This is a genomic window from Micromonospora sp. CP22 (genome assembly GCF_009712475.1).
GTDB lineage: Bacteria > Actinomycetota > Actinomycetes > Mycobacteriales > Micromonosporaceae > Micromonospora.
The window spans coordinates 1-9023 of the sequence record NZ_VCJO01000038.1 but is presented as its reverse complement, the minus strand read 5'-3'; the positions used below and the strand labels follow the sequence as shown (position 1 = coordinate 9023).

Below are 9023 nucleotides of genomic sequence, written 5' to 3'. Positions count from 1 at the left end.
GCTGGTTCCACCAACGCGCACGGCTAAGCAGGGACTACACCCTGGTCAGCTAGCAATTGGCGGCTGCCGTACTAGGCCGGATTCCTTGTTCAATTTGCCTTTTGCAGTTGCTGGGTGGGGGGCGTGGACGTGACGACGGGCGGGCAGGGACCGACCACGAATCGCAGGCGGCTACGTCTCGTGCTGCGCCAGTTGCGACTCGACCGGGGGCTTTCCCTGGAGGACGTGCGCCAGGAGATGGACTGGTCGCTGTCGAAGGTGACGCGGATCGAGAACGGGTCGGTCAGCATCTCCGTCAACGACCTCCGCGCGCTGCTGGACTTCTATCAGGTGCGTGACGCCGGCCAGGTACGTGACCTGCTCGGCTTGGCGAGGTTGGCGCGGCGGCGGCACTGGGCGGCGGAGTACCGCGAGTACGTCTCGGCGTCGTACATGGACTTCCTCGGCTACGAGGACGATTCGTGGCGCATCAGCCAGTACCACCCCTTCCTCATACCTGGGCTGCTGCAGACCAAGCGGTACGCCCAGTTGGTGGTGACCATAGGACCGCGGTATCGCGGCGACGAAGCCGCCGCGGACGCGCGTGTGCAGTTGCGCCTGGCCCGCCAGGCTCGTGTCTTCGCGCAACCGCAACGCGAGGTGCGCATCGTTCTGGACGAACGCGCCCTCAAGTCCGTGGAGAACACCCAACTCATGCTGGAGCAGGTCGAACACATTCTGTTCCGGCTTCCGGATCATCTGCACGTCGTGGTGCTCGGGCGGGACACCGCGGCCAATTCCGCTCTTGTCGGCCCCTTCTCCCTGCACGAGTTCGAGTGGGACGTGGACCCGGACGTGGTCTATCTCGACGCCCTGCCGGACGATGTCGCTCTCGTCGAGGACGAGGCGGCGGTCGCCGGCTACAAGGCCTCCTTCGAGGACCTGTACCGCCAGGCGGCGAAGGGCGACGACGCCCAGCGCCTGCTCGAAGAGATCCGTGGGTCCCTTCGGGTGCAGGCATCTGCCTAGCTCTCGTGCGAGCGGCGCGGACAGGGCACATCCACATCCACCGGTACGGCATGGAGTCTCTACGCAAGTTCGCACAGCACAACCTTTGCTGATCTTGCTTGTTTGGGCTGGTAGGGGGTCTTGTCGCGGATGCAGGCCCAGAGGACGTTGAGGCGTTGTCTGGACAGGGCGGCGGTGGCTTGGCGGTGGGTCTTACCCTCAGCTCTCTTCTTGTCGTAGTAGGCGCGTGATTGTGGGCAGTGGGTCAGGGCGGTGAAGCTGGACATGCTGAACACCCGGCGTAGGCCCCGGTGGTAGCGGTGCGGCCGGATCTGGTGACCCTGTCTGCGGCCGGAGTCGCGGGAGATCGGCGCGAGCCCGGCGTGGGCGGCGAGTGCGGCGGCGCTGGGGTAGGTGGTGAGGGTGCCGGCGTGGGCGAGGAACTCGGCGGCGAGGGTGTTGCCGATGCCGGGCAGGCTGGTGACGATCTCTCCCAGCTCGTGCTCGGCGATAATCACGGCGATGCTTTCTTCGATGGCGGTGATGCGGTCGTTGACCGCTTCCAGGTCGGTGGCCATCTGCGCCACGATCCCGGCCACGGTGGCCTCTCCGGCGACGGCGATGGTCTGCGTCCGGGCGGCGGTGAGGACTTTGGCGGTGAGTGCCCTGGCGGCCCGGACGCCGTGCTGGCCCAGGTAGTCCAGGATGCGGGCTTCACCGGCGCGGCGCAGTCCGGCGGGTGTCTGCCACTGCGCGAGGAGCCGCAGCGCGCCCTTGCTGCGCAGGTTCAGCGTCTTCTCGAGCGCTGGGCTGATCATGGCCAGCAGGTCCTGGATGCGGGCGGTGGTGCGGACCCGGTCGGCGACCAGGTCGAGGCGGCGGGAGACGAGCAGCTTCAACTGCTGCTGCACCCCGTCGGCGAGGGTGAGGGTCGGTAGGTCGCCGCGCATGCGCAGGGTCTGGGCGATGACGTAGGCGTCGTGGGCGTCGGTCTTGCGTTCGCCGTGGAACGCCTCCGCCATCCGTGAGGTGACCGTGCCGCTGACGTAGCGCACGTCCGCATTCCGGTCGAACAGGACCGCCAACAGCAGCGCCGCTGGTCCGCCGCGTAGGTCGACGGCCCAGCGGATCGGCTTGCGGCGTTTGCCGAGCCGCCCGGCGATGCCGGAGATGGCCTGCTGGTCGTTCGGAATCTTCTCGGACACCACCACGGTGCCGTCGTCGTCAATGACGCACACGTGGTGGTGGGTCTTGCCGACGTCGACGCCGGCCCACAGGCTGCCCATCGGGCATCACCCTCTTCGGTTGTCTGGTCAAGGGGCGTGGACCCGCCGCGGTTCAGTAGCCACAACTTCGGAAAGGGCGATCGGTCGCAAGTCTCCATCCAGTGCTGATACAGCGGTCGTCAGCGAGGGTCGGGGCGTCCTACTCCTAGCTGGCCATGACATCGGCAGCACACACCCAGACAGTCACCCGACCCTCCGGGTCCACCCCGCCAAACGACACGGTTCTATGTCCGGTTGCGGGTCCCGACGGACACCCGGAGCCCAAGCCGCCGCTGTCAGAGACGTCGCGCCGGGGACGCCGAGCAGTCCACGATCTTGCGCGCCTCGGTGATGGCCACCGGCGGCGAACCATGCGTCAGGTGTCGAGGCCTGCGAGGTTGAGGCGTTCGAGCAGGCTGGGCTTGCGGGCGTGCGCCGCCCGTAGCTCGGCCAGCCGGTGTCGGAACGATGAGGTGTCCCCGTCGCGTTCGCCGAGTTCGCGCAGGTCGACGAGGAGTTGTACGGCGGTGTCGTACTCGCGGGGTTTCTTGGTGGCGATGAGTTCGTCGACCCGCTGCCAGGCGGCGGGTTGGTCGACTGCGAGGGTGTCGAGGTGTCGTTGTCGGGCGGCTGCGGCGGACCGTTCGCGGCGAATCCGGTCGCGTTCCCGCTGCTCGGCATCCCGTCGCTTCCGCACGGCGCGCAACTGCGCGGCGGTGGCGAGCAGTTGACCGGCAGTACGGGTGGCCGTCGGGGTAGACGCCTCGGCGGAATGCGCGTCGCGGTAACGGCGCAGCAGTCGGTTGCGTAGGTGGCTGTCGCCGCTGGTGATCAGGTCGGTCAGGATGGCGTCCTTGTCCCTTGCGGGCAGTCCGACGACCCAGGTGCGTAGGTGCGCGGCGGTCGGTTCGCCGGAGGCGGCCGGCGTCGACCCGGCCGCCGCGGCCGCGATCAGGTCGGGGTCGATGCGCAGGAATTCGGCGGCGGTGGTGAGGGGCGCGTTGAGGGCGCCCAGTCCGGCCGGGACGGGTGGTTCGGGCTCGTCGTCGGCGATCTCGGCGGACTGTACGCAGCGCAGCCAGGCCAGGTAGAGCAGGCGCAGGTCGCCCGCGGCGAGGCTGGCCCGGACCGGGATGATGGAGGTGAGCAGACCGTGGCCGTCGAGCTCCCACTCGTCGACGCCGTCCTCGTCCTCGTCATGCAGGTCGATGATGATGTGCGTGCCAGCGGTCCACATGGCCGCGCTGTCACCCTGGCAGTACTGGGCCACCGTGGCGGGGTCCAGCACGTGTTTCGGTAGCCGCAGCATGAGCCGGCGGGTCCCCCAGTTCGCCAGGTACAGGTGCGCGTCGAAGTACCGTTCCATCAGCTTTCGCGGGTCGCCCTTGAAGTCGCCCCACTCGTAGGTGTTGACGAAGCTGGTGGCGGTGATGTCGGCCCGGGTCGACAGCGACCGCAACTCGGCCCGCTCCCGGCCGGTGAGGGGCCGGTCGACGGCGGTGAACTCGTAGTACTGGTACTCGCTCACCGTGGCCTACCTTCCGGCCCAGTGCCGGTAAGCGTCGATCCACCCGGCGCCGTCCGGTGGCGGGGTGGGTAGCGGCAGGTCGAGCAGGCCGATCCGCTGCCGGTGGTGGCCTCGGGCGCAGACCGCGACGATGGTGTCCGCGGTCAGGTCGATCGTCCGCACGGTGACCTCGACGCCGAGGACGGTGGTGGTGAACGGCACCGCCAGATGCTCCTCGATCCTGGCGAACAGTCCGGCACGCTCGTCCTCGTGACCGTCCGTGTCGACGGTGGCTTCCTCGATCTTCGCCTCCAGCGTGGCGTTGCCTCTCGATGCCATCGGCGGAGGATAGCGGACCGGTGTCGGGGTGTTCGGAGCCTGATGCGCGAGGATGGTCGGCATGGGTTCGGTGGCCGAGTTCGTCGATCTTCGGCGGGAGGTGGAGCGGTTACGGGCGGAGAACGCCCGGCTGGGACGTCTGCTGCAGCTGCGCGGTGCGGACACGACTGCGGCACCGGAGCAGTTGTCCGCGCCGGTGGAGCCGCCGGGGCTGGTCACCATGGCTTCCCCGACGCGGGACAAGCTGGCGTTGTTCGCCGACCGGTTCCGGGCCCGGGCCGACGTGTACGCCGTGCGGTGGGAGAACGCCCGTACCGGTGCTGCCGGGTGGATGCCCGCGGTCGCCGGCGGTTGGCGTAAGGGTATGGATCGGCGGGGTGCCACCTACCTGCCCCGTACGACGGAGGTCGTCGCGGCGCATCTGGTCGGCGATGTGTTCATGGGCCTGTATCCGCTGATGCCCGGCAACACCTGCCATTTCGTCGTGGCCGACTTCGACGGGCCGACGGCGATGCTCGACGCCCTCGCGTACGTGAAGGCGGCGCGAGCCAGCGCGGTGCCCGCCGCGTTGGAGATCTCCCAGTCAGGTCGCGGCGCCCACGTGTGGGTCTTCTTTACCGGCGCTGTTCCCGCGGCCACCGCGCGCGCCGTCGGCACGGTTCTGCTGCGTGAGGCGATGGTGCTACGCGGGTCGATGGACCTGCGCTCGTACGACCGGCTGTTCCCCAACCAGGACGTCCTGCCCGAAGGTGGCTTCGGCAACCTCATCGCCGCACCGCTGCAGGGCCGCCGCCGCAAGGACGGACTGACCACCTTTCTCGACCTCGGCACCCTCGAGCCGTATGCCGATCAGTGGGCGTTCCTGTCGACGCTGGACCGGCTCAGCCCCGGCGATGCCGAACACGTCGCCCGGCAGGCCAAGCAGGCCGTCACCGGTGCCAATGTCGCCACGATGGGCCGGTCCGCCGCGACGCAGGTCCATCCTCCGCTGCCTCCGGTGGTCCACGCGGAAGCCGGTGCCGGGCTGAGCCTCGACGCCGGCCAGCTCACCCCTGCCGCGCTGGCGACGTTCAAACATGCCGCCGCCATGGCCAACCCGAAGTTCTACGAGCTGCAGCGGCTACGTAAGTCCACCTGGGACACCCCACGCTTCATCCAGGGCTACGACCTCACCCTCGACGACTGCCTGGTCCTCCCGCGAGGCCTGCGGCACACCATCGCCGCCATCGTCGAACGCGCCGGGTCGCGACTGGCCGTCACGGACGCACGAAACCCCGGCACCGAGATCGACACCGCGTTCACCGCCGAACTCACCGGCAAGCAGGCCGACGCGGTCGGCGCGCTTCTCGCCCACGACGACGGAATCCTGGTCGCCCCACCGGGCTCCGGCAAGACCGTCATGGCCTGCGCCGTGATCGCCGAACGCAACACCTCCACCCTCGTCCTCGTCGACCGCAAAGCCCTCGCCGACCAGTGGCGCACCCGCATCGAGCGGTTCCTTGGCATCAAGCCCGGTCAACTCGGCGGCGGCCGACGCAAACTCACCGGCACGGTGGACATCGCACTGCTGCCCTCCCTCGCCCGACGCGACGACGTCGTCACCCTGACCCAGGGGTACGGGCACGTCATCGTCGACGAATGCCACCACCTCGGCGCCGCAGCCTACGAGCACTCGGTCAAACGAATCGCCGCGCGGTTCTGGCTCGGCCTCACCGCCACCCCCACCCGACGCGACGGCCTCGGCCAACTCGTCACCTGGCAACTCGGCCCCGTCCGCCGCACCCTGACCGACGAGGAACAAGACACCCTCGCGGCAGCGATGCACGCCGACGCCGGACCCCGACGAGCGCTGTTCATCCACGAAACCACATTCCAACCCGGCGACGTCGACCTGGACGCGCCCGGCGCGCTCGCCGAGGTGCACCGAAGACTGGCCCTCGACGAGCCCCGCAACACCCAGATCGCCGACGATGTCGTCGCAGCCCTGACCCGCGGCCGCAACTGTCTCGTCCTGACCCGACGAGTCGCCCACGTCGAGGCACTCACCACTCTGCTCGCCGCACGCGGACATCAGCCGCTGGTGCTGCAAGGCGCGATGAGCACCCGCGAACGGCGGAGCATCGTTGACCGGCTCGACGGCGCCAAGACCGGCGACGGCCTCCTCGTCATCGGCACCACACCGTTCATCGGTGAAGGCTTCGACGCCCCCGCCCTCGACACCCTCTTCCTCGCGGGCCCGATCTCCTACGACGGCCTACTCGTCCAATGCGCCGGACGCGTCATCCGCGCCGCGCCCGGAAAGGACCTCGCCGAGGTCCACGACTATCACGACCCGGCCACTCCCATCCTCGCCGCCTCACTCCCACGCCGCATGCCCGGATACCGGACACTCGGCTTCACCAGAACATGAGTGCTTCCCATCGCGATCACCACGACTGGTCCCGCCGGCTATGGGGTGTGACCAGACGAGCAACCAACCTCAGCCGGCGCAGGACGTCACCCCAGCCGCCGGCGGACTACCGACCCTACGGCGAGCGGCGGCTCTACGTGGTGGCCGAAACCCTTGCCGAACTGCACGGCCCGACCGGAGGCACGGTGACGCTTCCGCGTCATCTCGACTGGTCCGGGCACGCCGAGTACAACCTTGACCGGCCCGCACGGCTGGCCAGCATGTACAAGGTGGTACTCACCGAAGCCAGCACCGTCGAGGAACTGAACAAATGGCTCGACGCCGACCTCCTCCGACGGCTCTGGCCCACCCTCTGGCTGCCATCCCAGCTCCGCCAGCGCTGGGAGGACACCTTCCCCGAACTCGCCATCAACCGCAACAACATGACATAGCGGTAGAACCATGCAAGAACGCCCCAGAGATTCCGCAAATCGAACACCGAGTCGCCGCATCTCGAACGCGGTTTCGCCGCAAATCGAATGCGAAGGTACTCGCAGATCGAAACCGTGTTGCCTATCATGACATCGTGCCGACACCGCAGCTGATTCCACGCCGGGCCGCCGCGCAGGTCGACGCCGCGCTGGCCGACACCCGTGTCGTGCTGATCAGCGGAGCACGCCAGACAGGCAAGAGCACGCTGGTCCGCATCGTCGCCGGCGATCGTCTCGCCGAGCGCCGCGACCTTGACCGGGCACAGGACCGGGCGGCGGCGATCGCCGACCCGGTCGGCTTCGTGGACTCCTCCGAGCTCCTGGTCGTCGACGAGATCCAGCGCGCCCCGGAGCTCCTACTGGCCATCAAGGCAGCCGTCGACGAGGACCCGCGCCCAGGCCGGTACCTGCTCACCGGCTCGTCCCGCCTCTTCGGCATGGTGGCCGCCCCGGACGCCCTGCCCGGCCGGATGGAAACCGTCGAACTCTGGCCGCTGTCTCAAGGCGAACTCGACCAAGCGCCGGACGGATTCGTCGATGCCATCTTCGCGCTCGGCCCTGACCTGCGACACGAGTCGGACGTGACCCGCGCCGACTACGCGGCCAGAATCGTGCGCGGCGGCCTACCCGAGGCCACCACCCGCACCGACCCGCGCCGCCGCCAACGTTTCCTCGACGCCTACGTCCAAGCGCTCATCGACCGCGATGTCCGGCAACTGTCCGACATCCAGCACAAGGGCGAACTCCGCAAGCTGGTACGCCTACTCGCGGCCAGATCCGCGACCATCATCGCCGCCAACTCCCTCGAATCCGCACTCGGACTGAGCCGGCCGACGATCGCCCGTTACCTCCAAGCTCTGGAGGAGATCTTCCTGATCAAGCGGATCCCCGGCTGGTCCCGCAACCTGGGCACCCGCGCCACCGCCGCACCGAAAATGATCTTCGTCGACTCGGGTATCGCCGCCAACGAGACCGCGACCGACGCCCGGGCGCTGCTCCGGCCGGGTGCACCATTCGGCCCATTACTCGAATCATTCGTCCTGTCCGAACTCTCTCGCCAGCTCACCTGGTCCGAGCAGCCCGTCGACCTGTCCCACTACCGCGACCAGAGCAGGTACGAAGTCGACGCGGTGCTCGAGAACCGAGCGGGCCAGGTCGTGGGGATCGAGGTCAAAGCAGCCACCACCGTCGGACCCGACGACTTCCGCGGGCTACGCCGACTCGCCGACCGCCTGGGCGACGACTTCATCGCCGGCATCGTCCTCTACACCGGCACCTCCACGCTGCCGTTCGGCGACAAACTCCGCGCCCTGCCGGTCAGCGCACTGTGGCAGACGTCCGCACCGCCACCGGCCTGACCTCGCCCCTTCCGTAGGTCGCTCCCGTAAGTACGCCAGGGTGGGGCGCAGCCCGACGCCGGGCCAGGCGCAGCCTGTCGCAGGAGACCTACACGGCGGTCGATGGAATAGTGAAGCTGAGCAGCACTTACGCACTTCGCTGGGCTTCCGCAGGCGATCACAGCGGCGCGCGGGTGCGACCGGCGCAGGACGCCTGGAACGGGAGAAGCCGCAGGCCGTCGGCCTGCGGCTACACACGGAGCGTCGGGTTAGGAAACCGATGCTCTATCCCCTGAGCTACGAGGGCGCGAGGGCCTAGTCTAGCGACCTGGGGGTTCACCTGGGGTGGCAGGGAGTGGCCCACGTTCACCCACGTCGTCGGAAACCCTGTTCCCGCAGCCCATGACCACCGCCCGATCACATCAACCCCGGTTTGCGACCGGCGGTGGGCTGCGGTGACCCAGATTGGTACGGGTTGACCCAGGGTGGTACCGGCTGGAGAGCACACGCCGCACACATCAGGAAGATCATCATGGTCCGGACTCGGCCCGGATCAATTCTGGCCAGGGCGGGTGTCTGGTGAGAGGCCGTGTGAGCTTTGGGCGCGGCGCTGTTCTGGCCGGGTGACTTCACTGGACGTTTGTTTCGTCTTCGGGCCGGTAATGGCCGATTCGCGCCTCAACCTCGGCGGTATGAGATGTCCGGCCC

6 protein-coding genes and 1 pseudogene are annotated in these 9023 nt (G+C 68.5%); 4 read left to right on the top strand and 3 right to left on the bottom strand.

Annotated features, from left to right (window positions below; all coding sequences use genetic code 11):
• The first annotated feature begins 123 nt into the window (after window positions 1–123).
• On the top strand, window positions 124–1008 hold the full coding sequence (locus FF096_RS25950; protein ID WP_309223929.1) for a helix-turn-helix transcriptional regulator: 885 nt from the start codon (window positions 124–126) through the stop codon (window positions 1006–1008).
• A gap of 59 nt (window positions 1009–1067) precedes the next feature.
• Here FF096_RS25950 and FF096_RS25945 read toward each other — a convergent pair whose 3' ends face one another.
• The 3 genes from FF096_RS25945 to FF096_RS25935 all read right to left on the bottom strand — a co-directional run bounded on the left by FF096_RS25945 (window position 1068) and on the right by FF096_RS25935 (window position 4098).
• Entirely contained in the window at window positions 1068–2273 is a 1206-nt protein-coding gene (locus tag FF096_RS25945; protein ID WP_155222180.1) for an IS110 family transposase, read from the bottom strand.
• Window positions 2274–2628: 355 nt separating this feature from the next.
• Window positions 2629–3780 (bottom strand): hypothetical protein, encoded by a 1152-nt coding sequence (locus FF096_RS25940; protein WP_230462991.1) that lies wholly within the window; start codon window positions 3778–3780, stop codon window positions 2629–2631.
• Between the two features lie 6 nt (window positions 3781–3786).
• On the bottom strand, window positions 3787–4098 hold the full coding sequence (locus FF096_RS25935) for a hypothetical protein (protein WP_230462990.1): 312 nt from the start codon (window positions 4096–4098) through the stop codon (window positions 3787–3789).
• A gap of 61 nt (window positions 4099–4159) precedes the next feature.
• Here FF096_RS25935 and FF096_RS25930 point away from each other — a divergent pair, with 61 nt between their 5' ends.
• The 3 genes and pseudogenes from FF096_RS25930 to FF096_RS25920 all read left to right on the top strand — a co-directional run bounded on the left by FF096_RS25930 (window position 4160) and on the right by FF096_RS25920 (window position 8336).
• Entirely contained in the window at window positions 4160–6508 is a 2349-nt protein-coding gene (locus FF096_RS25930) for a DEAD/DEAH box helicase (protein WP_155222178.1), read from the top strand.
• 53 nt (window positions 6509–6561) lie between these two features.
• Window positions 6562–6939: pseudogene (locus FF096_RS26965) on the top strand (hypothetical protein); the annotation flags it as partial.
• A 134-nt stretch (window positions 6940–7073) separates the two neighbouring features.
• Complete coding sequence (locus FF096_RS25920; RefSeq protein ID WP_309223928.1) at window positions 7074–8336, top strand: ATP-binding protein; 1263 nt, start codon at window positions 7074–7076, stop codon at window positions 8334–8336.
• The last annotated feature ends 687 nt before the right edge of the window (window positions 8337–9023 follow it).

What these genes read in the sequence shown, in the direction of transcription:
- FF096_RS25930 (WP_155222178.1), top strand. Translation starts at nt 4,160, where the DNA reads ATGGGTTCGGTGGCCGAGTTCGTCGATCTTCGGCGGGAGGTGGAGCGG.
- FF096_RS25945 (WP_155222180.1), bottom strand. Translation starts at nt 2,273, where the DNA reads ATGGGCAGCCTGTGGGCCGGCGTCGACGTCGGCAAGACCCACCACCAC.
- FF096_RS25935 (WP_230462990.1), bottom strand. Translation starts at nt 4,098, where the DNA reads ATGGCATCGAGAGGCAACGCCACGCTGGAGGCGAAGATCGAGGAAGCC.